Origin of the sequence: Cellulomonas algicola (assembly GCF_003851725.1) — a bacterium.
Taxonomy (GTDB): Bacteria; Actinomycetota; Actinomycetes; order Actinomycetales; family Cellulomonadaceae; genus Cellulomonas; species Cellulomonas algicola.
The window spans coordinates 1-24227 of record NZ_BHYL01000054.1 but is presented as its reverse complement, the minus strand read 5'-3'; the positions used below and the strand labels follow the sequence as shown (position 1 = coordinate 24227).

The 24227-nt window shown below is 71.7% G+C and carries 20 protein-coding genes; 14 read left to right on the top strand and 6 right to left on the bottom strand.

Annotated features, from left to right (window positions below; genetic code table 11):
* On the bottom strand, positions 1-1275 hold a 1275-nt coding region (locus tag CTKZ_RS04115; RefSeq protein ID WP_160142821.1), incomplete at its 3' end, for an acyltransferase family protein.
* 291 nt (positions 1276-1566) lie between these two features.
* Between CTKZ_RS04115 and CTKZ_RS04110 the strand changes: the two genes are divergently transcribed.
* Positions 1567-1920 (top strand): DUF485 domain-containing protein, encoded by a 354-nt coding sequence (locus tag CTKZ_RS04110; RefSeq protein WP_124341750.1) that lies wholly within the window; start codon positions 1567-1569, stop codon positions 1918-1920.
* Positions 1917-3560 carry a monocarboxylic acid transporter gene (locus CTKZ_RS04105; protein WP_124341749.1) on the top strand — a complete coding sequence of 548 codons (1644 nt, stop codon included), beginning with the start codon at positions 1917-1919 and terminating at the stop codon, positions 3558-3560. Before CTKZ_RS04110 ends, CTKZ_RS04105 begins: the two co-directional genes overlap by 4 nt.
* A gap of 60 nt (positions 3561-3620) precedes the next feature.
* On the opposite strand, the gene CTKZ_RS04100 is transcribed toward CTKZ_RS04105, so the two are convergent.
* Complete coding sequence (locus tag CTKZ_RS04100) at positions 3621-4448, bottom strand: class I SAM-dependent methyltransferase (RefSeq protein WP_124341748.1); 828 nt, start codon at positions 4446-4448, stop codon at positions 3621-3623.
* 147 nt (positions 4449-4595) lie between these two features.
* On the opposite strand from CTKZ_RS04100, the gene CTKZ_RS04095 reads away from it, so the two are divergent.
* The 10 genes from CTKZ_RS04095 (at position 4596) to CTKZ_RS04050 (ending at position 17783) form a co-directional block, all read left to right on the top strand.
* Positions 4596-6266: an ABC transporter substrate-binding protein gene (locus tag CTKZ_RS04095; protein WP_124341747.1), complete on the top strand. Its 1671-nt coding sequence runs from the start codon at positions 4596-4598 to the stop codon at positions 6264-6266.
* A gap of 18 nt (positions 6267-6284) precedes the next feature.
* Positions 6285-7292 carry an ABC transporter permease gene (locus CTKZ_RS04090; protein ID WP_124341746.1) on the top strand — a complete coding sequence of 336 codons (1008 nt, stop codon included), beginning with the start codon at positions 6285-6287 and terminating at the stop codon, positions 7290-7292.
* The gene (locus CTKZ_RS04085; RefSeq protein WP_124341745.1) at positions 7289-8230 is read left to right on the top strand and encodes an ABC transporter permease; all 942 of its coding nucleotides are present in this window, start codon (positions 7289-7291) and stop codon (positions 8228-8230) included. The genes CTKZ_RS04090 and CTKZ_RS04085 overlap by 4 nt, the downstream gene beginning before the upstream one ends.
* Positions 8227-9981, top strand: coding sequence for a dipeptide ABC transporter ATP-binding protein (locus CTKZ_RS04080; protein ID WP_124341744.1), 1755 nt, complete (start codon positions 8227-8229; stop codon positions 9979-9981). The genes CTKZ_RS04085 and CTKZ_RS04080 overlap by 4 nt, the downstream gene beginning before the upstream one ends.
* A 142-nt stretch (positions 9982-10123) precedes the next feature.
* A complete protein-coding gene (locus tag CTKZ_RS04075) occupies positions 10124-11149 on the top strand; it encodes a 6-phosphofructokinase (RefSeq protein ID WP_124341743.1) in 1026 nt (341 codons plus the stop codon).
* A 239-nt stretch (positions 11150-11388) separates the two neighbouring features.
* Positions 11389-12870: a 30S ribosomal protein S1 gene (gene rpsA, locus CTKZ_RS04070; RefSeq protein WP_124341742.1), complete on the top strand. Its 1482-nt coding sequence runs from the start codon at positions 11389-11391 to the stop codon at positions 12868-12870.
* A 102-nt stretch (positions 12871-12972) separates the two neighbouring features.
* A complete protein-coding gene (gene coaE / locus CTKZ_RS04065; RefSeq protein ID WP_124341741.1) occupies positions 12973-13602 on the top strand; it encodes a dephospho-CoA kinase in 630 nt (209 codons plus the stop codon).
* Positions 13599-14237, top strand: coding sequence for a pyroglutamyl-peptidase I (pcp, locus tag CTKZ_RS04060; RefSeq protein WP_124341740.1), 639 nt, complete (start codon positions 13599-13601; stop codon positions 14235-14237). The genes coaE and pcp overlap by 4 nt, the downstream gene beginning before the upstream one ends.
* Positions 14238-14420: 183 nt before the next feature.
* Positions 14421-16526, top strand: a complete 2106-nt coding sequence (gene uvrB / locus CTKZ_RS04055) for an excinuclease ABC subunit UvrB (RefSeq protein WP_124341739.1) — start codon at positions 14421-14423, stop codon at positions 16524-16526.
* Positions 16527-16775: 249 nt separating this feature from the next.
* Positions 16776-17783 (top strand): TerC family protein, encoded by a 1008-nt coding sequence (locus tag CTKZ_RS04050; RefSeq protein ID WP_124341738.1) that lies wholly within the window; start codon positions 16776-16778, stop codon positions 17781-17783.
* A 90-nt stretch (positions 17784-17873) separates the two neighbouring features.
* Here CTKZ_RS04050 and CTKZ_RS04045 read toward each other — a convergent pair whose 3' ends face one another.
* Positions 17874-18161, bottom strand: a complete 288-nt coding sequence (locus CTKZ_RS04045) for a YciI family protein (RefSeq protein ID WP_124341737.1) — start codon at positions 18159-18161, stop codon at positions 17874-17876.
* A gap of 68 nt (positions 18162-18229) precedes the next feature.
* On the opposite strand from CTKZ_RS04045, the gene CTKZ_RS04040 reads away from it, so the two are divergent.
* Positions 18230-19393, top strand: a complete 1164-nt coding sequence (locus CTKZ_RS04040) for an acyl-CoA dehydrogenase family protein (RefSeq protein WP_124341736.1) — start codon at positions 18230-18232, stop codon at positions 19391-19393.
* Between the two features lie 34 nt (positions 19394-19427).
* On the opposite strand, the gene CTKZ_RS04035 is transcribed toward CTKZ_RS04040, so the two are convergent.
* Positions 19428-20135 (bottom strand): MBL fold metallo-hydrolase, encoded by a 708-nt coding sequence (locus CTKZ_RS04035; RefSeq protein WP_124341735.1) that lies wholly within the window; start codon positions 20133-20135, stop codon positions 19428-19430.
* A gap of 94 nt (positions 20136-20229) precedes the next feature.
* Between CTKZ_RS04035 and uvrA the strand changes: the two genes are divergently transcribed.
* A complete protein-coding gene (gene uvrA / locus CTKZ_RS04030; protein WP_124341734.1) occupies positions 20230-23103 on the top strand; it encodes an excinuclease ABC subunit UvrA in 2874 nt (957 codons plus the stop codon).
* Positions 23104-23169: 66 nt separating this feature from the next.
* Here uvrA and CTKZ_RS04025 read toward each other — a convergent pair whose 3' ends face one another.
* Positions 23170-23727, bottom strand: coding sequence for an OsmC family protein (locus tag CTKZ_RS04025; protein WP_124341733.1), 558 nt, complete (start codon positions 23725-23727; stop codon positions 23170-23172).
* Between the two features lie 87 nt (positions 23728-23814).
* The coding region (locus CTKZ_RS21390; protein WP_371852321.1) for a hypothetical protein at positions 23815-24227 on the bottom strand (413 nt) is incomplete at its 5' end.

Sequence of the window (24227 nt, the reverse complement as noted above, 5' to 3'; positions counted from 1 at the left end):
GCGCGTGGCGGTGCGCTCGGCGAGCGCTGCGTTGTCCGCGGACGCGCCGGACGGGTGCGCCGCGTCCGTCCCCGTCGGCGCGGCGGACTCCGGTCGAGCGTCCGGCGCCGGCGCTGCCGCGGCCGTCGCGGGCCGGTCGAGCACGGTGGCGGCGCGGCGGCCGACCCGTCGTGAGAACGCGTGCGCGCGCCGCTCGACCAGCTGGTAGAAGACGACCGCCGCGACCAGCGAGGTGACGGTGCCGATCGCCGCGGCCTTCTTGCCGGGGCCGACGACGTAGAGCCACAGCACCAGCAGGGGCAGGTGCACGAGGTACAGGCTGAACGAGATCGTGCCGAGGTAGACGAACGGCCGCGACGAGACCAGGGCGCGCAGCGGCGGCCACGTCTGCACGAGGACGATGAGCAGGACGATGCCCGCGACGACCACGGGGACGAGCAGGTTGCGCGCGGCCATGCCGGTCCAGGTCGGCACGGGGGTCGCGGCGAGGGGGCGCCCGACGAGGTAGGCGGACGTCATCGCGAGAACCGCCGCGACCGCGAGGCCGACTCCGGCGGCCCAGGCCCACCATCGGCGCCGGGCGAGGAAGGCGGTCCACCGCTCGACGCGGTCCCAGCCGTGCGCGAGCACGGTGCCGACGAAGAACATCGGCAGGTACGAGAGGGCGCCGTCGGAGTAGCGCCAGCCGAGGTAGCAGGCCACCGCGGCGACGACGCCGGTGATGACGGGCCGCGTGCGGACGAGCAGGACGTAGAGCGGCAGGAGGAGCGAGAACACGATCTCCCACTGCAGCGACCACAGGACGCCGAGCGACGACGTCGTGCCGCCGACGAGCGTCATGTCGTGCAGCACGCTCGACATCGGGTAGTCGACGGCCGTCGCCTGGGGCTGCGTGGGCCCGGGGACGTGCGGGTAGAGGTACGTCGTCCACGCGAGCAGCACGGCGATCGCGACGGGCAGGTACAGGCGGACGAGCCGGCTGGGGTAGTAGCCCGCCCACGAGAACCCGGGACGCATCGTCATCCGCGTGAGCACGAACCCGGAGAGGACGAAGAAGAGCCACACGGCCTCGGCGCCGAGCCACACGACGTGGAGCGGCGTGTCGACGAGGAGCCGCGCCGCCCAGTGGTGGACCTCGCCGAGCTGAGCCCCCAGGAGGAGGGTCGCCGAGTTGAGCGTCAGCGCGTGGAAGAGCAGGACCGAGAGGGCGGCGAGCCCGCGCAGCGCGTCCAGCTCGGGACGGCGGCCGCGGGGCGGGTCCGGAGGCGTGGGCACCGCAGCACTGTAGGGCGTCCGCGACGCCCGCCCGCGACGCCCGCAGGGGGTGCAGCGGGGCGGATGGTCGGCTCCGGCGACGACCTGGTCGCCTCGCGGCGGCGACCGCGCGCGGGTCCGCGCCAGAGGTGCTGGTGAGGGCGACGGATTCCCCCGGACCAGGGTCGGGACGAACTTTCGACGGACTTTCGACGATCCAGACGAAAACACCGCTAGTGGACGAGCGTGATCTGGGCCACAGTGGGCGCCTGTGGCAACGCCGCCACGTCCGACGTCCCCCGGGAGGCGCGCATGACCGACACGTTCAGCGACAGCCCAGAGACCGACTACCAACGCGTCCAGCGCAGCGCCGAGTTCCAGGCGCTGCGCCGTCGCTTCCGGAACTTCGTGTTCCCGATGACGGCCCTGTTCCTCGTCTGGTACTTCCTCTACGTCCTGCTCTCCACCTACGCGCACGACTTCATGGGCACGCGCGTGTGGGGCAACATCACCGTCGGCCTGCTGTTCGGGCTCGGCCAGTTCGTCTCGACGTTCGCGATCACGATGATCTACGCGCGGTGGGCGAACAACCGCCAGGACGCCGTCGCCGAGCGCCTCCGCCGGCACATCGAGGAAGGCACGCTCGACAGCGGTGAGGTCGCGTGAGCGCCGTCGTCCGCACCGCGACCGAGCAGGTCGGCGAGCCGATCGTCAACATCGCGATCTTCGGTGCCTTCGTCCTGGTGACGCTGGTCATCGTGTTCCGCGCGTCGCGCAACAACCGCACGGCCGCCGACTACTACGCGGCCGGTCGCTCGTTCACCGGTCCGCAGAACGGCACGGCGATCGCCGGCGACTACCTGTCCGCGGCGTCGTTCCTCGGCATCTGCGGGGCGATCGCGATCAACGGCTACGACGGGTTCCTCTACTCGATCGGGTTCCTCGTCGCGTGGCTCGTCGCGCTCCTGCTGGTCGCGGAGCTGCTGCGCAACACGGGCCGGTTCACCATGGCGGACGTCCTGTCGTTCCGGCTGCGTCAGCGTCCGGTCCGGATGGCGGCGGCCCTGTCGACCCTCGCGGTGGTGTTCTTCTACCTGCTCGCGCAGATGGCCGGCGCGGGCGGCCTCGTCGCGCTCCTGCTGGGCATCGACGACCGTGCCGCGCAGGGCGTCGTCATCGCCGTCGTGGGCGCGCTGATGATCCTGTACGTCCTCGTCGGCGGCATGAAGGGCACCACGTGGGTGCAGATCATCAAGGCGGTGCTGCTCATCGCGGGCGCCGGCGTGATGACGCTGTGGGTGCTGTCGAAGTACGGGTTCAACCTGTCCGACCTGCTGCAGGGCGCGATCGACCAGGCGGGCGAGGGCGGTGAGGCGCTCATCGAGCCGGGCAAGCAGTACGGCGCGAGCGCGATGAGCCAGCTCAACTTCGTGTCGCTGGCCCTCGCGCTGGTGCTCGGCACGGCGGGTCTGCCGCACGTGCTCATGCGCTTCTACACGGTGCCGTCGGCCAAGGAGGCCCGGCGGTCCGTCGTGTGGGCGATCTGGCTCATCGGCATCTTCTACCTGTTCACGCTCGTCCTCGGGTACGGCGCAGGCGCGCTCGTGGGGCCGGAGACGATCACGTCCGCACCGGGCGGCGTGAACTCGGCGGCGCCGCTGCTCGCGTACGAGCTCGGCGGCACGATCCTGCTCGGCATCATCTCGGCGGTCGCGTTCGCGACGATCCTCGCCGTGGTCGCCGGGCTCACGATCACCGCCGCGGCGTCGTTCGCGCACGACATCTACGCCAACTGGCTCAAGCGCGGCGAGGTCAAGCCCGACGGCGAGGTCCGCGTCGCGCGGATCACGGTCGTGGTCATCGGCATCCTCGCGATCATCGGCGGCATCTTCGCCAACGGCCAGAACGTCGCGTTCCTCGTCGCGCTCGCGTTCGCGGTCGCGGCCAGCGCGAACCTCCCGACGATCCTCTACTCGCTGTTCTGGAAGAGGTTCAACACGGCGGGCGCGCTGTGGAGCATGTACGGCGGCCTGATCTCGTGCATCCTGCTCATCGTCATCTCGCCGGTCGTGTCGGGCAAGGTCGACCCGAAGACGGGGGCGAGCCTGTCGATGATCCGCGACACGAGCATCGACTTCCACCTCATCCCGCTCGAGAACCCGGGGATCATCTCGATCCCGCTCGCGTTCCTCCTCGGGATCCTCGGGACGCTGCTCAGCAAGGAGAAGCCGCACCCCGAGAAGTTCGCCGAGATGGAGGTCCGCTCCCTCACGGGTGCGGGTGCCGAGAAGGCGACGGTGCACTGACCGACGACGGCCCGGGGCTGCGGGAGCTCGTCCGCACCCCGGGCCGCCGTGCGCGGTCCGTCAGCGCAGGCGCGTGACGAAGATCGCCGTGCCGGGCAGCCGCGCGCCGCGCACGGGACCCCAGCCGCCCCAGACGCGCTCGTGCCCGGCGGGCCAGTCGGGCTCGACGAGCCGTTCGAGAAGAAACCCCGCGCCGGTCAGCTCGGCGACGTGGTCGCCGACCGTGCGGTGGTACTCGGCGTACAGGACCCGGCCCGACGCACCGGTCTCGACGTACGGCCGGCGGTCGAAGTACGAGCGCGTCGCCGTGAGGCCGTGCGCGGACGGGTCGTCCGGGAACGCCCACCGCAGCGGGTGCGTCACGGCGAACACCCACCGCCCGCCGGGCCGCAGCACGCGCGCGACCTCGGCGTGGACCCGCTCCGCGTCGGGCACGAACGGGATCGCGCCGAAGGCCGTGAAGGCGACGTCGAAGGAGTCCGCCGCGAACGGAAGCGCGCGGGCGTCCGCCTGCACGAGCGGCGTGCGCGTGCCCTCCGCCGCGTCGTACCGCAGCCCGCCCGCGAGCATCCCGTGCGACACGTCGGTCGCGACGACGTGCGCGCCGCGCGTGCCCAGCCAGCGCGCGCACTGGGCCGCACCGGCGCCGACCTCGAGCACGCGCCGACCGGTCACGTCGCCGAGCAGCCCGGCGTCCTCCTCGCGCAGCCCCTCCGGGCACCACACGAAGTCGGCAGGCCCGAGGAACGCGCCGTGCTCGTCCAGGTACTCCTCGGCGTTGGCGTCCCACCACCCGCGTCCCGCGGCCCCACCCTCGGCGTCGGGGACCTCGCGGTAGCCGGCGTCGGCGAGCGGGTCGGGCTCGGCCGGGTTGTAATTTCCAGACATGTCGCTAGTGTCGCCCGCGACCAGTGAACGTACTGGCACGTAACGAGCAGGTACTCCCGCGTAACAACGTGGTCACGTGGGCCGCCTAGCCTCTGGGCCGTTCCGGCGCCCGGCGTGCCGGTACCCCGTCGACGAAGGGTGGTCGTGGTGAAGTCCTGGAAGCTGGTGGCCGTCTCGACGGTCGGAGCACTCGCGCTCACGGCGTGCGCCGCGAGCGATCGTGACTCCGACGGAGGCTCGACCGACGGCGCGAGCGGCGGTGGACGCGACACGTTCATCTTCGCCGCGTCCTCCGACCCGGCGGGGCTCGACCCCGCCTTCGCGAACGACGGCGAGTCGTTCCGTGTCGCCCGGCAGATCTTCGAAGGTCTCGTGGGCACCGAGCCGGGCACCGCCGACCCGGCCCCGCTCCTCGCGGAGTCGTGGGAGGTGAGCGACGACGGCCTGGACTACACCTTCCAGCTCAAGGAGGGCGTGAAGTTCCAGGACGGCACCGACTTCGACGGCGACGCGGTGTGCTTCAACTTCGACCGGTGGAACAACTTCACCGGCGTGCTGCAGTCCGAGTCGCTGTCGTACTACTGGCAGAAGGTCAACGGCGGTTTCGCGACGAGCGACGTCGAGACCCTCAACGGCACCGGCAAGTACGAGAGCTGCGAGGCGCCCGACGCGTCGACCGCGGTCGTCCACCTCAAGAGCCCGCTGCCCGAGCTCATCTCGGCGCTGTCGCTCCCGTCGTTCTCGATGCAGTCGCCCACGGCGCTCGAGGAGTACGACGCCGACAACGTCACCGGTGAGGGCGACGCACCCGTCCTGCCCGAGTACGCGAACGCGCACCCCACGGGCACGGGCCCCTACACGTTCGACTCCTGGAGCCCGGGCGAGGAGGTCGTGCTCGTCGCGAACGAGGACTACTGGGGCGAGCAGGGCCAGATCAAGCGGATCGTCTTCCCGATCATCTCCGACGCGACCGCGCGGCGGCAGGCCCTCCAGGCCGGCGACATCGACGGGTACGACCTCGTCGGTCCCGCGGACGTCGAGGCGCTCAAGAGCGACGGCTTCCAGATCGTCAACCGCGAGCCGTTCAACATCCTGTACCTCGCGATGAACCAGGCGAAGCCCGAGCTCGCGGACCTGCGCGTCCGGCAGGCCATCGCGTACGCGATCAACAAGGAGGCGCTCGTCGCCCAGACGCTCCCCGAGGGCACCGAGGTCGCGACGAACTTCGTCCCGCCGTCGGTCTCCGGCTGGAACGCCGACGTCGAGACGTACGACTACGACCCGGACAAGGCCAAGGCGCTGCTCGCCGAGGCCGGCCAGTCGAACCTCACGCTCGACTTCAACTACCCGACCAACGTCTCGCGGCCGTACATGCCGACGCCCGAGCAGGTCTTCACGGCGATCAAGGCGGACCTCGAGGCCGTCGGCATCACCGTCAACGCCGTGCCGGACCCGTGGAACCCGGAGTACCTGGACAAGATCCAGGGCACCCCGGACCACGGCCTGCACCTGCTCGGATGGACCGGTGACTACAACGACACCTACAACTTCATCGGGGTCTTCTTCGGCGGGCCCTCGAACGAGTGGGGCTTCGACAACCCCGCGATCTTCCAGGCGATCAACGACGCCCGGTACGTCGCGGACATCGACGAGCAGAAGGCCGCGTACGAGGCCGCGAACGCCGAGCTCCTGGAGTTCCTGCCCGGCATCCCGCTCGCGCACCCGGTCCCGTCACTCGCGTTCAAGGACGACGTCAAGGGCTACCCGGCCTCGCCGGTCCAGGACGAGGTCTACAACGTGATCACGCTCGGCAGCTGAGAGAGACCGCACCACTCGATGACCCGACTGATCCTGCGGCGCCTCGCGCTGCTCGTCCCCACCCTGCTCGGGTTGTCGGTCCTGCTGTTCCTGTGGGTGCGCGCTCTCCCGGGAGGTCCTGCCACGGCCCTCCTGGGGGAGCGCGCCACCCCGGAGGCGGTGGCCCGCGTCAACGAGCTCTACGGCTTCGACAAGCCGCTGATCCAGCAGTACGTCACCTGGCTCGGGCAGCTCCTCCAGGGCAACTTCGGCGTCTCCACCCGGACCGGCCGGCCGGTCCTCGAGGAGTTCACCAACCGGTTCCCCGCGACGATCGAGCTCACCGTGGTCGCGCTGATCGTCGCCGTCGGGGTCGCGATCCCGCTCGGCTACGTCGCGGCCCGCCGCCAGGGTCGTCCGCTCGACCACCTCACGGTCGTCGCGTCGCTCATCGGCGTGACGATTCCCGTCTTCTTCCTCGCGTTCCTGCTCAAGTGGGCGTTCGCGGTCAACCTCGGCTGGTTCCCGTCCACCGGACGGCAGGACCCGACGATGATCGCGACGCACCCCACGGGGTTCTACGTCCTCGACGGGATCCTCACGCGGGAGTGGGACGCGAGCTGGGACGCGCTCATGCACCTCGTGCTCCCCGCGATCGCGCTCGGGTCGATCCCGCTCGCGATCATCGCCCGCATCACGCGGTCGTCCGTCATCGAGGTGCAGGACGCGGACTACGTCCGCACCGCCCGCGCCAAGGGCCTCGGACCGGACCGCCTGCGACGACGCGTCATCCTGCGCAACGCGATGCTGCCCGTCGCCACGACCATCGGCCTGCAGGTCGGCCTCCTGCTGTCCGGCGCGGTCCTGACGGAGACCGTGTTCGCGTTCCCCGGCATCGGGAGCTTCCTCGCGAACGCGATCTTCAACCTGGACTACGCCGTCCTGCAGGGCTTCATCCTCATCATCGCGGTGGTGTACGCACTCGTGAACCTCGTCGTCGACGTCTCGTACGGCTTCATCGACCCGCGCACCCGGGCGACGCGATGAGCGCGCCCGAGGTCTACGAGGTCCCCAACGCACCGCTGGGCCAGGGGCGCGCGACCGACGAGGCGCGCCTCGCGGGCGCGTCCCACTGGCGCCTCGCCGCGCGGCGCCTGCGCCGCAACCCGGGCGCGATCGTCGGCGCGGCGATCGTCGTGGTGTTCATCCTCGTCGCGGTGTTCGCGCCGCTCATCGCGCCGTACGACGCGGGCGAGCTGCCGGGTCGCGCCGAGGTCCGCCCGACGTACATCCCCGGACCGTCGGACGAGTACCTGCTCGGCCTCGACCGGTACGGCGCCGACCTGTTCTCGCAGCTCGTCTGGGGCGCTCGGGCGTCGCTGCTCATCGGTGTGCTGTCGACGCTGTTCGGCCTGCTCGGCGGGCTCGTCCTGGGCGCGCTGTCCGGCGGGCTCGGCGGCGCGACCGACAACGTCATCATGCGGTTCGTCGACCTGCTGCTCGCGGTCCCGAGCCTGCTGCTCGCGGTGTCCATCGCGGCGATCGCGGGTCAGACCCCTGCGGCCGTCGTCATCGCGATCGGCGTCGTGCAGGTCCCGATCTTCGCGCGGCTGCTGCGCGGCTCGATGTTCGCGCAACGTGGGCAGGACTACGTGCTGGCCGCGCGGTCGCTGGGTCTGAGCAAGCGGACCGTGACGATGAGCCACGTCCTGCCGAACAGCGTGTCGCCCGTCATCGTCCAGGCGACGCTGCTGCTCGCGACCGCCGTCATCGAGGCCGCGGCCCTGTCCTATCTGGGCCTCGGCGGCGGCTCGCCGACCACCGCCGAGTGGGGGCGCATGCTCACCTCGGCCCAGAACGAGCTCGAGATCGCGCCGCGGCTGGCCCTGTGGCCGGGCGCGTGCATCGCGGTCACGGCGCTCGGGTTCACGTTGTTCGGCGAGGCGCTGCGCGAGGCGCTGGACCCCCGGTCGAGGAAGCGGTGAGTGACGTGGCAGGTCTCTTCGGCGGCGAGCCGCTGCTCTCCGTGCGCGACCTCGAGGTGCAGTTCCGCACCGACGCGGGGTCGACCACCGCGCTGCGCGGCGTCAGCCTCGACGTCCACCCCGGCGAGACCGTCGCGGTCGTGGGGGAGTCCGGCTCGGGGAAGTCGACGACGGCCGCGGCCGTGCTCGGCCTGCTCGCGGCCAACGGCGCGGTCACGGGCGGCGAGATCCTCTTCGACGGCCAGGACGTCGTGCGTCTGAGCGCGGCGGAGATGTCGCGCCTGCGCGGTGCGCAGATCGGCCTCGTCCCGCAGGACCCGATGTCGAACCTCAACCCCGTCCGCCGGGTCGGCTCGCAGATCGTCGAGGCGCTCGAGGACAACGACGTCGCCCGCGGGTCGGCCGCGCAGGCGCGCACCGTCGAGCTGCTCGAGGAGGCCGGCCTGCCCGACGCGGCACGACGCGCGCAGCAGTACCCGCACGAGTTCTCGGGCGGTATGCGGCAGCGTGCGCTCATCGCGATGGGCCTGTCCGCGCGACCCCGCCTGCTGGTCGCCGACGAGCCGACGTCCGCGCTCGACGTCACCGTCCAGCGCACCATCCTCGACGGCCTCACCGCGCTCACCGCACGCCTCGGGGTCGCCGTCCTGCTCATCACGCACGACCTCGGGCTCGCGGCCGAGCGGGCCGACACGGTCGTCGTCATGTACCGCGGGGAGGTCGTCGAGAAGGGCCCCGCCCGGCAGATCCTGCAGAACCCGCAGCACGAGTACACGCGCCGCCTCATCGCCGCCGCGCCGTCGCTCGCGTCGCGGCGCATCGCGATCGCCAAGGAGACCGGGGACGCCGACGTCGCGGCCGAGGACCTGCTCGCGCCGTCGCTCGGCGAGGGCGTCACGACCGCGACCGCCGACGCGCCCGCCGCGGCGGACGCCGGCGCGCGGCCCGACACCATCGTCGAGGTCGAGCACGTGACGAAGGTGTTCAAGCTGCGCGGCCGCGGCCTGTTCAGCCGGTCCACGGACTTCACGGCCGTCGACGACGTGAGCTTCACCGTGCCGCGCGGCCGGACCGTCGCGCTCGTGGGGGAGTCCGGGTCGGGCAAGTCGACCGTCGCGCGCATGATGCTCGGCCTCACCGAGCCGACGTCGGGCACGATCCGGTTCGACGGCGTCGACGTCGGCTCGGGCCGCGACCGCGCCGCCGAGGTGACGTTCCGTCGCCGCGTGCAGCCGATCTTCCAGGACCCGTACGCGTCGCTCGACCCGCTGTTCACCATCTACCGGACCATCGAGGAGCCGCTGCGCGCCCACCGCATCGGCACCCCCGCCGAACGCCGCGACCGCGTGCACGCCCTCATGGAGGACGTCGCGCTCCCGACCGAGCTGCTGCGCCGCTACCCGGGCGAGCTCTCGGGCGGCCAGCGGCAGCGCGTCGCGATCGCCCGGGCACTCGCGCTCGAGCCCGAGCTCGTGGTGTGCGACGAGGCGGTGTCGGCGCTCGACGTCGTCGTGCAGGCCCAGATCCTGCACCTGCTCGCCGACCTGCAGTCGCGCCTGGGCCTGTCCTACCTCTTCATCAGCCACGACCTCGCCGTCGTGCGGCAGATCGCCGACGTCGTCTGCGTCATGGAGAAGAGGCGGGTCGTCGAGCAGGGCACGGCCGACGACGTGTTCGACGACCCGCAGACGGCGTACACGCGCACGCTGCTCGACGCGATCCCCGGCCGGACCCTCGAGCTCGGCGTCTGACCGCCCGCGTACCGTCGGGCCGGCGACACGGACCGGGACCGAAGGCACGGGTGACGCGCCTGGTCACGGCTAGGCTGACGTGCGCGGCAGCCCGACGGAGCGCTGACGTCGTCCCCCACCCGTCGTCTGTCAGGAGTCACCCGTGCGTGTCGGTCTGCTCACCGGAGGCGGCGACGTCCCCGGGCTCAACGCCGCGATCCGCGCCGTCGTCAAGCACGGCGAGGGGCAGTACGGCCACTCGATCATCGGTTTCCGCAACGGGTGGAAGGGCGTCGTCGACGGCCTGTCGATCCCGCTGACCCGCAGCCACATCCGCAACGTCCTGCCCGTCGGCGGCACGTTGCTCGGCACGGCCCGCTTCCACCCGCACAAGGGCGACGGCGGCATCGACGCGGTCCTCGCGACGCTCGAGGCCGAGCGCATCGAGGCGCTCATCTGCATCGGCGGCGACGGCACGCTGCACGCCGCGAGCAAGATCGCCGAGGCGGGCGTCCGCATCGTCGCGATCCCGAAGACGATCGACAACGACGTGTGGGGCACCGACCAGTCGATCGGGTTCGACACCGCCGTCTCGATCGCGACCGAGGCCATCGACCGCATCCACACGACGGCCGAGTCGCACAACCGCGTGATGATCGTCGAGGTCATGGGCCGGCACGCGGGCTGGATCGCCGCGACCGCGGGCATCGCCGGGGGAGCCGAGCTCGTGCTCGCCCCCGAGTCGCCGTTCGACATCGACCGCATCGAGCGGTTCCTCAAGCACCGCCATCGCGCGCACGCGAGCTTCTCGATCGTCGTCGTCGCCGAGGGCGCGGTGCCCGCGGAGGGCACGTCGATGCATTACGAGACCCAGGTGGGCAAGTTCGGTGAGATCGTCGCGGGCGCGATCGGCGAGCGGCTCAAGTCCGAGATCGAGCAGCGCACGGGCTTCGACACGCGCGTCACGGTGCTCGGCCACGTGCAGCGCGGCGGGACGCCGTCGCCGACCGACCGCATCCTCGGCTCGCGCTTCGGCGTCGCGGCGATCGACGCGATCACCGAGGGCCGCTCGGACGTCATGACGGCGCTGCGCGGCGAGAAGGTCGAGCTGGTCCCCTTGAGCGAGATCGCGGGCAAGGTCAAGCACGTGCCGGACGAGCTGCTGTCGGTCGCCCGGGCTCTCGCCTGACGGCCGAGGGGTCCGCCGCGTCCGCTCCCTCGCGGGCCGAACGCGGTGGGCGGGACGCGCTTTGACCTGCCCGCAAGCACCCCGATAAGGTGGACGGCGGTGCCGCGCGCCTTCCTCCAGGTCCGACCTCGCCACCTGGGATCTCGTCCCGGCGGTGGAGATCGCCCCTCGCAGGGCCGGCGACCAGCACCGACATCCTGTCCGCACAACTTCCTGTCCGCAACGGAGCCCATCCCTACATGAGCATCTCCACCCCCGCGAAGCCCGCCACCCCGCAGGTCGCGGTCAACGACATCGGCTCGGCCGAGGACTTCCTCGCCGCGATCGACGCCACCATCAAGTACTTCAACGATGGCGACATCGTCGAGGGCACCATCGTCAAGGTCGACCGCGACGAGGTCCTGCTCGACATCGGTTACAAGACCGAGGGCGTCATCCCCTCCCGCGAGCTGTCCATCAAGCACGACGTGGACCCCGGTGAGGTCGTCAAGGTCGGCGACGAGGTCGAGGCCCTGGTCCTCCAGAAGGAGGACAAGGAAGGCCGGCTGATCCTGTCCAAGAAGCGGGCGCAGTACGAGCGCGCGTGGGGCACGATCGAGAAGATCAAGGAGGAGGACGGCGTCGTCACCGGCACCGTCATCGAGGTCGTCAAGGGTGGCCTCATCCTCGACATCGGTCTGCGCGGCTTCCTCCCCGCCTCGCTCGTCGAGATGCGTCGCGTCCGCGACCTCCAGCCGTACGTCGGCAAGGAGATCGAGGCGAAGATCATCGAGCTCGACAAGAACCGCAACAACGTCGTCCTGTCGCGCCGTGCCTGGCTCGAGCAGACGCAGTCCGAGGTCCGCTCCACCTTCCTGCAGACGCTGCAGAAGGGCCAGGTGCGCCCCGGTGTCGTCTCCTCGATCGTCAACTTCGGTGCGTTCGTGGACCTCGGCGGCGTCGACGGGCTCGTGCACGTCTCCGAGCTGTCCTGGAAGCACATCGACCACCCGTCCGAGGTCGTCGAGGTCGGCCAGGAGGTCACGGTCGAGGTCCTGGACGTCGACTTCGACCGCGAGCGGGTCTCGCTGTCGCTCAAGGCGACGCAGGAGGACCCGTGGCAGGCGTTCGCCCGGACGCACGCCATCGGCCAGGTCGTCCCCGGCAAGGTCACGAAGCTCGTCCCGTTCGGTGCGTTCGTGCGCGTCGAGGACGGCATCGAGGGTCTGGTCCACATCTCGGAGCTGGCCGTGCGGCACGTCGAGATCCCGGAGCAGGTCGTCCAGGTCGGCGACGACGTCTTCGTCAAGGTCATCGACATCGACCTCGAGCGTCGCCGCATCTCGCTGTCGCTCAAGCAGGCCAACGAGGGCTTCGACCCGGCCTCGGAGGACTTCGACCCCGCGCTGTACGGCATGGCGGCCGAGTACGACGAGCAGGGCAACTACAAGTACCCCGAGGGCTTCGACCCGACCACCAACGAGTGGCTCGAGGGCTTCGAGTCGCAGCGCGAGACGTGGGAGGCCCAGTACGCGGCCGCGCACGAGCGCTGGGAGGCGCACCGCAAGCAGGTCGCCGAGGCCGCGAAGGCCGACGCGGAGGCTGCGACGTCGGGCGACGGCGGCAGCGCCGGCGGCGGCGCCGTGCCGTCGACGTACTCGTCGTCCACCGAGGAGGCCACCGGCACCCTCGCGTCCGACGAGGCGCTCGCCGCTCTGCGCGAGAAGCTCACGGGCAACTGATCTCGTCCGGGGCACGTCCCCGGTGAGTCCTTCGACGGGCCGGTCACCTGCGGGTGGCCGGCCCGTCGGCGTACCCGGCGACCGTCCGGCAGGATGGGGCGCATGCAACGCATCGGGTTGACCGGAGGCATCGCGGCCGGCAAGTCCGTGGCCGCACGACGGCTGCGCGAGCTGGGTGCGGTGGTGATCGACTCCGACGAGCTCGCGCGCGAGGCCGTCGCCCCCGGCAGCGCCGGCCTCGACGCGGTGGTCGCGGAGTTCGGCGACGGGGTGCTCGCTGCGGACGGGACGCTGGACCGGCCCGCGCTCGCGTCGATCGTGTTCGCCGACGCGGACGCACGGCGCCGGCTCGACGGCATCGTCCACCCGGTCGTCCGGAGGCTCGCCGCGGAGCGCGAGGCCGCGGCCGCGGTCGTCGACCACGGGGCGGTCGTCGTGCACGACATCCCGCTCCTCGTCGAGACCGGCCAGGCGGACTCCTTCCACGTCCTCGTCGTCGTGCACGCGCCCGCCGTGCTGCGCGTCGAGCGGCTCGTGCGGCTGCGCGGGATGTCGCGTGAGGACGCCGAGCAGCGCGTCGCCGCGCAGGCCGCCGACGACGAGCGGCTCGCGGTCGCGGACGTGGTGCTCGACGGCACCGGGAGCGACGACGACCTGCGGACCCAGGTCGACGACCTGTGGGACCGGCTCGCCGTCGAGCGCGCCGACGAGCTCGCGGCCGAGACCCCGTGACGCGCGTCCTGCTGACGGGGTTCGAGCCGTTCGACGGCCACCCCGTCAACGCGTCGTGGGACGCGGTCGCGCTCGTGCGGGACGCGTGGGACGAGCCGGACGTCGACCTCGTCGTGCGTCGGCTCCCCGTGTCGTTCCGCCGGGCACGTCAGGAGCTGCGTGCCGCGGTCGCCGAGCTGTCGCCCGACGTGGTCGTGTGCGTCGGCGAGGCCGGCGGGCGCGGCGCGGTCGGCCTCGAGCGGGTCGCGGTCAACGTCATCGACGCGCGCATCCCCGACGCCGACGGGTCGGCACCCGTCGACGTGCCCGTGATCGCCGGTGCCCCGGCGGCGTTCTTCTCGTCGCTGCCGGTCAAGGCGTGCGCCGATGCGGTCGCTCAGGAGGGCGTGCCCGTCGAGGTGTCGAACACCGCGGGCACCTACGTGTGCAACGCGACGTCCTACGCGCTCGCGCACCTGCTCGACGGCCGCGACGGCGTGCGCGGCGGGTTCGTGCACGTGCCGCGGGACCCGCACGAGGCCGGCGACGGCCCCGGGCTCCCGGTCGAGGACTCCGCGCGCGCGGTCGCGGCGGTCGTCCGCACGGCGGCGCGCGTGCACCACGACGTGCGGGTCACGGCGGGCGCGGAGGCCTGACGCTCGGTCGGGTGCGTTCGTGGCCCCGCGTCGCTCCGGTGGTGCCGGTCGGCACGCCGGGCGTCGTGGCTCCGGCCGCTCCCGTGGCGCGCGCGACCGGCGCTCGCGTGCCGCGCGGGACCGCGTGCTCGCGCGTGGAGGAGGGGCCCGGCGCGTGTCGGTGGTGCCCCGTACCGTGGAGGCATGCGTCCCGTCACCGAGCTCCAGCGGACCGTCGCGCCCTTCCGGGTGGTGTCCGAGTTCCAGCCGTCGGGCGACCAGCCGACGGCGATCGCCGACCTCGCCCGGCGCATCAACGCGGGGGAGAAGGACGTCGTCCTGCTCGGCGCGACCGGCACCGGCAAGTCCGCCACGACCGCGTGGCTCATCGAGCAGGTGCAGCGCCCCACGCTGGTGATGGCCCCGAACAAGACGCTCGCCGCGCAGCTCGCCACCGAGTTCCGCGAGCTGCTGCCGAACAACGCCGTCGAGTACTTCGTCTCGTACTACGACTACTACCAGCCCGAGGCGTACATCGCGCAGACGGACACCTACATCGAGAAGGACTCGTCGATCAACGACGAGGTCGAGCGCCTGCGGCACTCGGCGACGAGCTCGCTGCTGACCCGGCGCGACGTCGTCGTGGTCGCGTCGGTGTCGTGCATCTACGGCCTGGGCACGCCGCAGGAGTACGTCGACCGGATGGTGACGCTCGAGGTCGGGCAGCAGATCGACCGGGACCAGCTGCTCCGCCAGTTCGTGCAGATGCAGTACACGCGCAACGACCTCGCGTTCACGCGCGGCACGTTCCGGGTGCGCGGCGACACCGTCGAGATCATCCCGATGTACGAGGAGCTCGCCGTCCGGATCGAGTTCTTCGGCGACGAGATCGAGGCGATCGCGACGCTGCACCCGCTCACGGGCGACGTCGTCCGCGGCGAGCAGCAGATGATGATCTTCCCGGCGACGCACTACGTCGCCGGCCCGGAGCGCATGGAGCGCGCGATCCACGGCATCGAGCTCGAGCTCGAGGCGCGTCTCGCCGAGCTGGAGAGCCAGAACAAGCTGCTCGAGGCGCAGCGGCTGCGCATGCGCACGACGTACGACATCGAGATGATGCGCCAGATCGGCTCGTGCTCGGGCATCGAGAACTACTCGCGGCACATCGACGGCCGGACGGCCGGCTCGGCACCGAACACGCTGCTCGACTTCTTCCCCGAGGACTTCCTGCTCGTCATCGACGAGTCGCACGTGACGGTCCCGCAGATCGGCGCGATGTTCGAGGGCGACATGTCGCGCAAGCGCGCGCTCGTCGAGCACGGGTTCCGCCTGCCGAGCGCGACCGACAACCGGCCGCTGCGGTGGGAGGAGTTCGTCGAGCGGATCGGGCAGACCGTCTACCTGTCCGCGACGCCCGGCGACTACGAGCTGTCGATGTCCGACGGCGTCGTCGAGCAGATCATCCGGCCGACCGGGCTGGTCGACCCCGAGGTCATCATCAAGCCGACGAAGGGCCAGATCGACGACCTCCTGGGCGAGATCCACGACCGCGTCGAGAAGGACGAGCGCGTCCTCGTCACGACGCTGACCAAGAAGATGGCCGAGGACCTCACGGACTACTTCCTCGAGAAGGGGGTCCGGGTCCGCTACCTGCACTCCGAGGTCGACACGCTGCGCCGCGTCGAGCTGCTGCGCGAGCTGCGGCTCGGCGAGTACGACGTCCTGGTCGGCATCAACCTGCTGCGCGAGGGCCTGGACCTGCCCGAGGTGTCGCTCGTCGCGATCCTCGACGCGGACAAGGAGGGCTTCCTGCGGTCCGGGAAGTCGCTCATCCAGACGATCGGGCGCGCGGCGCGCAACGTGTCGGGGCAGGTGCACATGTACGCCGACAAGATGACGCCCGCGATGACGCTCGCGATCGACGAGACGAACCGCCGCCGCGAGAAGCAGATCGCGTACAACACCGAGCGCGGGATCGACCCGCAGCCGCTGCGCAAGAAGATCGGCGACATCACCGACCTGCTCGCGCGCGAGGACGCCGACACCGCCGAGCTGCTGGGTGGCGCCGGTCGGCAGGCGAGCCGCGGCAAGGCGCCCGTCCCCGGCTTCGGGTCGAAGGGTGCGCCGCGTGACGAACGGACGCGGCTCACGGGTGCGGCGGCGGGTGAGCTCGCGGGGCTGATCCAGGAGCTCACGGACCAGATGCACGCCGCGGCCGGCGAGCTGCAGTTCGAGCTCGCGGCGCGCCTGCGCGACGAGATCTCGGGGCTGAAGAAGGAGCTGCGGCAGATGCAGGCGGCGACGGCCTGACGCGCGGCCTCGGGCCGGCGCGGCCGCGGCGGAGCTGTGCATGCGTACGCATGTGACGCTCGGCACATCCGGCGCGCGCGGATGACCCCGGGACTTTCGTCACCTACGCTGACAGCCTGAAGGGGAGTACCCCACGAGCGAGCGTGTCGTCAGCACGGGACCCAGCGGTCCCCGGGGCGCTCGGCCCGGAGCAGCGGGTGGGGGAGACCTTCGGTACCCGACGTCGTTCCCGTACCGGAGGTTGTTCCTGTGGACGTTGCTGTGTGGGTCTGGATCGTCACCGCTGTCGCGGTGGTGGGCCTCATCTTCTTCGACTTCTTCGCGCACGTGCGGACCCCGCACGCTCCCACCTTCCAGGAGTCCGTGCGCTGGTCGATCTTCTACATCGTGCTCGCGATCCTCTTCGGGATCGGTCTGGGCATCGTGACCGGCTGGGACTTCGGGTCCCAGTACTTCGCGGGCTACATCACCGAGAAGTCGTTGTCGGTCGACAACCTCTTCGTCTTCCTCATCATCATGACGAAGTTCGCGGTGCCACGTGAGTACCAGCAGAAGGTCCTGCTGGTCGGCGTCGCGATCGCGCTCGTGCTGCGCACGCTGTTCATCCTCGCGGGCGCCGCGGCGATCGAGCAGTTCTCCTGGGTCTTCTACATCTTCGGCGCGTTCCTCGTGTACACCGCCGTGAAGCTCGCCCGCGAGCACCACGACCCCGACCACCCCGAGGACGAGAAGGTGGGCGACGGCGTCGCCGTGCGCTGGTTCAAGCGCGTCGTCCCGACGACGGACGAGTACCACAGCGACAAGCTGACCGTCCGGATCGACGGCAAGCGGTTCTTCACGCCGATGCTCGTCGTGATGATCGCCATCGGCTCGACCGACATCCTCTTCGCGCTCGACTCGATCCCCGCGATCTACGGGCTCACGCAGGAGCCGTACATCGTGTTCACGGCCAACGCGTTCGCGCTGCTCGGCCTGCGCCAGCTGTACTTCCTCATCGGCGGGCTGCTCGAGCGCCTGGTCTACCTCTCGCAGGGCCTCGCGGTGATCCTCGGGTTCATCGGCGTCAAGCTGGTGCTGCACGCGCTGCACGTCAACGAGCTGCCGTTCATCAACGGCGGCGAGCCCGTCACGTGGGCGCCGGAGATCCCGATCTGGCTGTCGCTCACGTTCATCCTCGGCACCCTCGCCGTCGCGACCGTCGCCAGCCTGGTGAAGACGCGCAACGACGCCCGCGCGGTCACGTCGACCGACGCCTGACACGCACGACGACGCCCCGGTCCTCCGCGCGGAGGGTCCGGGGCGTCGTCGTCTGCGCGCCGACGTCGTCGACCCGCGGTGGGACTCGTGTCAGGACGCGCTCCACGGACCGAGGACGACGTCCCACGTGCGCACCGCGGTCGCGGCGACGATCCCCTCGCGCGCGAACGGGTCGGCGGCGAGCAGTGCGTCGAGGGCGGCCCGGTCCTTCGCCCGGAACACCAGGAGAGCGCCCGGGTCGCCGTCCGTGTAGGGGCCCGAGCCGAGCAGCAGACCGTCGTCGGCGAGCGACCGTAGGTACTCGCGGTGCTCGGGTCGGACGCGGTCGCGCACGTCGACGCGCTCGTCGTAGGTGTAGGACACGGCGTAGGTCGGCATGCGCCCATCCTGCACCGGCGTCGCGACCCACGGTCGGTGGGTCCGCCGGACGGTGGCAGAGTGGCCGCATGGCCCGCACGCTCCGCACGCTCCTGACCGACGACCTGCTCGACCGCGTCGGGGAGCGCGCGTCGGGGCACGACCGCGACAACACGTTCCCGCACGACGACCTCGAGGACCTGCGCGCGGCCGGCTACCTCGCGGCGTTCGTGCCCGAGCGGCTCGGCGGGGCGGGCCTGTCGCTCGAGGAGGTCGCGCGCGAGCAGGTCCGCCTCGCGGCGGCGGCGCCGGCGACGGCTCTCGCGGTCAACATGCACCTCGTGGTCACGGGCCTCGCGGCGCTGCTCGTCGAGCGGGGCGACGACGCGTTCACGTTCGTCCTGACCGACGCCGCCGCGGGAGAGGTGTTCGCGTTCGGCAACTCCGAGGCGGGCAACGACCTCGTGATGTTCGGGTCCCGGACGCGCGCCGAGCGGCAGCCCGACGGCGGCTACCGCTACTACGGCACCAAGATCTTCACGTCGCTCTCGCCGGTGTGGACGCGCCTCGCGACCTTCGGTCTCGACGACAGCGACCCGGACGACCCGCGTCTGGTGCACGGGGTGGTGGCCCGCGAGGACGGCGGCACGACCGCGAAGGACGACTGGGACACCCTCGGCATGCGCGCCACGCAGTCGGCGACGACCGTGCTCGACGGCGCGCTCGCGCCCGCGGACCGTGTCTACCGGCGGCTGCCGCCCGGTCCGAGCGGCGACCCGTTCGTCTTCGCGCTCTTCGCGGTGTTCGAGATCCTGCTCGCGGCCGTCTACACCGGGATCGGGCGTCGCGCGCTCGAGCTCGGCGTCGCCGCGACACGCCGTCGCACCTCGATGAAGCACGACGGGCGGGCCTACTCGCAGGACCCGGACATCCGCTGGAAGGTCGCCGACGCGGCGCTCGCCCAGGACGGCGCCGAGCTGCAGGTGTTCGCCCTCGCGCGCGACGTCGACGAGCAGGCCGAGCACGGCGCCCGGTGGTTCGCGCAGCTCGTCGGGCTCAAGGTGCGGGCGACGGAGACGGCGCGCACCGTCGTCGACCTCGCGATCCGCGTGTCGGGTGGCGGCTCGTACTTCTCCGGGAGCGAGCTCGCGCGGCTCTACCGCGACGTCCTCGCCGGGATGTTCCACCCGTCCGACGACGAGTCGGCGCACGCGACGGTCGCGACGTCCGTCCTGGGACCGCTCGAGGACTGAGCGGAGGCATCGCCCGGGCCGGGACGTCGTGCGGTCACCAGCCGCGGTCGCGCCACGCGTCGAGGTACGGACGCTCCGCGCCGAGCGTCGTGTCGCGGCCGTGGCCGGGGTAGACCCACGTGTCGTCGTCGAGCCGGTCGAACAGCCGCGTCGTGACGTCCGTCAGCAGCCGGTCGAAACGGGCAGGATCACCGCCGGTGTTGCCGATGCCGCCGGGGAAGAGCGAGTCGCCGGTGAAGACGTGCGCGCGACCGGGGACCGTGTCGGCCTCGGACACCCGCTCGGGCTCGCGGTAGACGAGCGCGACCGAGCCGTCGGTGTGGCCGCGCAGCGCGACGACCTCGAGCGTGACGTGACCGACCAGGACGACGTCGCCGTCGCGGAGGGTGCGGTCGACGGGGACACCCGTGGCCGCTGTGATCTCCGCCGCATCCGCGGCCCCCGCCGTCACCGTCGCGCCCGTCACGGCGACGACCGACGCGAGCGCCCGGTGGTGGTCGGGGTGCCGGTGCGTCGTCACGACCGTGTCGAGGCGCGCCGCGCCCGAGCCCTCGCGGACGAGCGCGAGCAGGCGGTCGGGCTCGTCCGCGGCGTCGACCAGCAGCTGCGCGTGCTGACGGCGGCACGTGACCAGGTACGCGTCGTTGTCCGTCGGGCCGACGCTGACCTTGCGGATCTCGACCTCGTCGAGGACCCGCACGTCGGTCGGGCCGCCGGGCCGCACCTCGCCGGTGTACGTCATGGGCCCATCGTGCCCGCCGCGACGGGGTCGGCGCGTGTTCGCTCGGGTCGAACACGTGTGCGACGTGTCGGTGGGGCGACGTAGACTTCCCGCCGTGAACGATCGACTGGTGGTGCAGGGCGCCCGCGAGCACAACCTCCGCAACGTCGACCTCGACCTCCCGCGCGACAAGCTCATCGTGTTCACGGGTCTGTCGGGCTCGGGGAAGTCCTCGCTCGCGTTCGACACCATCTTCGCGGAGGGGCAGCGGCGGTACGTCGAGTCGCTGTCCGCGTACGCGCGCCAGTTCCTCGGGCAGATGGACAAGCCCGACGTCGACTTCATCGAGGGCCTGTCGCCCGCGGTGTCGATCGACCAGAAGTCGACCAACCGCAACCCGCGGTCGACGGTCGGCACCATCACCGAGGTGTACGACTACCTGCGTCTGCTGTTCGCGCGCGCGGGCACGCAGTACTGCCCCGAGTGCGGCGAGCGCGTGACCGCGCAGACGCCGCAGCAGATCGTCGACCGGCTGCTCGAGCTGCCCGAGGGCACGCGGTACCAGGTGCTCGCGCCGGTCGTCCGCGGTCGCAAGGGCGAGTACGCCGACCTCTTCAAGGAGCTCCAGGGCAAGGGCTTCTCGCGGGCCCGCGTCGACGGCGAGGTCGTCCAGCTCACGGAGCCGCCGACGCTCGAGAAGAAGCTCAAGCACGACATCGAGGTCGTCGTCGACCGCCTGGTGTCGCGCGAGGGGGTCCAGCGCCGCCTCACGGACTCGGTGGAGACCGCGCTCGGTCTGGCCGGCGGTCTGCTCGTCGTCGAACTTGTGGACGCCGACGCGGACGACCCGCACCGCGAGCGTCGCTTCTCCGAGAACCGCGCGTGCCCCAACGACCACGTGCTCGCGCTCGACGAGATCGAGCCGCGCACCTTCTCGTTCAACGCGCCGTACGGCGCGTGCCCCGAGTGCACCGGCATCGGGTCCCGGCTCGAGGTCGACCCCGACCTCATCGTCCCGGACGAGGACCTCTCGCTCGACGAGGGTGCCGTCGCGCCGTGGGCGCAGATCTCGAGCGAGTACTTCGCGCGGGTGCTCGGTGCGCTCGCCCAGGACATGGGCTTCTCGACGAGCGTCCCGTGGCGCGCGCTGCCGAAGCGTGCGAAGGACGCGGTGCTGTACGGCCAGAACCACGAGGTGAAGGTCCGCTACAAGAACCGCTGGGGTCGCGAGCGGTCGTACTCCACCGGGTTCGAGGGTGTCGTGACGTTCCTCGAGCGCCGCCACTCCGAGACGGAGTCGGACTGGAGCAAGGAGAAGTACGAGGCCTTCATGCGCGAGGTCCCGTGCCCGGTCTGCAAGGGCGCGCGCCTCAAGCCCGAGGTGCTCGCGGTCCGCGTCGGTGGCAAGTCCATCGCCGACGTCTGCACGCTCCCGATCCGGGAGGCGCGGACGTTCCTCGACGGGCTCGAGCTCGGCGAGCGGGAGCGGGCGATCGCCGCGCAGGTCCTCAAGGAGATCCAGGCGCGCCTCGGCTTCCTGCTCGACGTCGGCCTCGACTACCTCTCGCTCACGCGGCCGGCGGCGACGCTGTCCGGCGGCGAGGCCCAGCGCATCCGGCTCGCGACCCAGATCGGGTCGGGCCTCGTGGGCGTCCTGTACGTCCTCGACGAGCCGAGCATCGGGCTCCACCAGCGCGACAACCGCCGGCTCATCGACACGCTCACGCGCCTGCGCGACCTGGGCAACACGCTCATCGTCGTCGAGCACGACGAGGACACGATCCGCACCGCCGACTGGATCGTCGACATCGGCCCGGGCGCCGGTGAGCACGGCGGCCGCGTCGTGCACTCCGGCGACTTCACCGGCCTGCTCAAGGCCAAGGAGTCGGTCACCGGCGCGTACCTGTCGGGCCGCCGGTCGATCCCGATGCCCGTCGAGCGTCGCAAGGTCGACCGGGAACGGCAGCTCACCGTCGTCGGCGCGCGCGAGCACAACCTGCAGGGCATCGACGTGTCGTTCCCGCTGGGCACCCTGACCGCCGTCACCGGCGTCTCGGGCTCGGGCAAGTCGACGCTGGTCAACTCGATCCTCTACACGGTCCTCGCCAACGAGCTCAACGGCGCCCGGCAGGTCGCCGGACGGCACAAGCGCGTCACCGGGCTCGAGCACCTCGACAAGGTCGTGCACGTCGACCAGGGCCCGATCGGCCGGACCCCGCGGTCGAACCCCGCGACGTACACCGGTGTCTGGGACCACGTCCGCCGGCTGTTCGCCGAGACGACCGAGGCCAAGGTCCGCGGCTACACGCCCGGCCGGTTCTCGTTCAACGTCAAGGGCGGCCGCTGCGAGGCGTGCTCCGGCGACGGCACGCTCAAGATCGAGATGAACTTCCTCCCGGACGTCTACGTCCCGTGCGAGGTGTGCCACGGCGCGCGCTACAACCGCGAGACGCTCGAGGTGCACTTCAAGGGCAAGACGGTCGCCGACGTGCTCGCGATGCCGATCGAGGAGGCCGCCGAGTTCTTCGCCGCCGTCCCGGCGATCTCCCGCCACCTGCGGACGCTCGTCGACGTGGGTCTCGGCTACGTGCGGCTCGGGCAGCCCGCGCCCACGCTGTCCGGTGGCGAGGCGCAGCGCGTCAAGCTCGCCGCCGAGCTCCAGCGGCGGTCGACCGGCCGGACGATCTACGTGCTCGACGAGCCGACCACGGGTCTGCACTTCGAGGACATCCGCAAGCTGCTCGGCGTGCTGCAGTCGCTCGTCGACAAGGGCAACAGCGTCATCGTGATCGAGCACAACCTCGACGTCATCAAGAACGCCGACTGGATCGTCGACATGGGTCCCGAGGGCGGCAGCGGTGGCGGCACGGTCGTCGCCGAGGGCACGCCGGAGCACGTCGCGGGCGTCGCGGCGAGCCACACGGGCCGGTTCCTGGCCGAGGTGCTCGAGGCCGAGGTCGACCAGGAGCGCGAGCGCGCGACCGCGTGACGCACCGTCGTCGTCGCACGACCGCAGCGCGGCGCGAGGCGTCCGTCGGCGCGGTCGGTGTGCGCGTCAGGTCCCTGGTGCGGAGGCGGGGGCGGGAGCGTCGGTGGGCGCTGCCTTCGGCACTGCCGGTGCGAACCTGACGGTCGTCGGCTCGTGGCGGACCGGGAAGTTGACCGAGCGGGCGATGAAGCAGTGCTCGTGCGTCGCATGGTGGAGGCGTCCGAGCACGTCGTCGGTGACGGGCGAACCGTCGGGGAGGTGGCGTCCGTGCGCGACGGTCACGCGCGGTCGCAGCACGACCTCGGTGAACTGGCCGTGGCCGGCGGCCTCGACCCGCATGGTGCCGACCGCCTCGTCGCGGTACGCGACCACGACGACGCCCTCGACGGCCGCGAGGTGCAGGAACCACAGCATGTGGCACTGCGCGATCGACGCGACGAACAGCTCCTCGGGCGAGTAGCGGCCCGGGTCGCCGCGGAACGCCGGGTCGGACGACCCCGGGAGCGGCGGCTTGGAGCCGATCTGCACGTCGTGGTCGCGGGAGTAGGACGTGTAGCTCGCGGTGCCGCGCGTGCCGGCGCCGGTCCAGGTCACGTCGATCGCGTACGTGTGCAGGGGGCCCATCCGGTCACCGTAGCCGTACGCACGGCGACGCGCCCCGACGCCGACGGACGGACGGTCGGGTGGCCGGCACCGGTCCGGCACGGAGCCTCACGGCGACGGTGCGGGCTGCGCGGACGGTGCGGGCTGCGCGGACGATGCGGGCTGCGCGGACGATGCGGGCTGCGCGGACGGTGCGGGCTGCGCGGACGGTGCGGGCTGCGCGGACGGTGCTGACGGTGCGGGCTGCGCGGACGGTGCTGACGGTGTGCCGGTCGGTGCGGGCCGGTCGCGCTCGGGGCCGTGACCCGCGGCGAGCAGCGACCGTCGCAGCAGCTCGAGCGACGGCGGCAGGTCGAGCGGCGGGACGGTTCCGGGCGGCGTGTGCTCGGGGAGCAGCGAGTGCGGGACGCGCTCGGGGTGCGCGGCGAGGTGCCGGCGCAGTGCGCGCACGCCGCGGGCGTACGCGCGCTCGATCCCGCGGGTCCGCAGCGGCAGGCCGGGCGGCCGCGCGGTGCCGTCGG

Bases quoted from the DNA above. Each gene is read 5' to 3' on its own strand.
- CTKZ_RS04110 (WP_124341750.1), top strand. From the start codon at position 1,567: ATGACCGACACGTTCAGCGACAGCCCAGAGACCGACTACCAACGCGTC.
- CTKZ_RS04100 (WP_124341748.1), bottom strand. From the start codon at position 4,448: ATGTCTGGAAATTACAACCCGGCCGAGCCCGACCCGCTCGCCGACGCC.
- CTKZ_RS04090 (WP_124341746.1), top strand. From the start codon at position 6,285: ATGACCCGACTGATCCTGCGGCGCCTCGCGCTGCTCGTCCCCACCCTG.
- CTKZ_RS04085 (WP_124341745.1), top strand. From the start codon at position 7,289: ATGAGCGCGCCCGAGGTCTACGAGGTCCCCAACGCACCGCTGGGCCAG.
- rpsA (WP_124341742.1), top strand. From the start codon at position 11,389: ATGAGCATCTCCACCCCCGCGAAGCCCGCCACCCCGCAGGTCGCGGTC.
- coaE (WP_124341741.1), top strand. From the start codon at position 12,973: ATGCAACGCATCGGGTTGACCGGAGGCATCGCGGCCGGCAAGTCCGTG.
- uvrB (WP_124341739.1), top strand. From the start codon at position 14,421: ATGCGTCCCGTCACCGAGCTCCAGCGGACCGTCGCGCCCTTCCGGGTG.
- CTKZ_RS04045 (WP_124341737.1), bottom strand. From the start codon at position 18,161: ATGCCGACCTACGCCGTGTCCTACACCTACGACGAGCGCGTCGACGTG.
- CTKZ_RS04040 (WP_124341736.1), top strand. From the start codon at position 18,230: ATGGCCCGCACGCTCCGCACGCTCCTGACCGACGACCTGCTCGACCGC.
- CTKZ_RS04035 (WP_124341735.1), bottom strand. From the start codon at position 20,135: ATGACGTACACCGGCGAGGTGCGGCCCGGCGGCCCGACCGACGTGCGG.
- CTKZ_RS04025 (WP_124341733.1), bottom strand. From the start codon at position 23,727: ATGGGCCCCCTGCACACGTACGCGATCGACGTGACCTGGACCGGCGCC.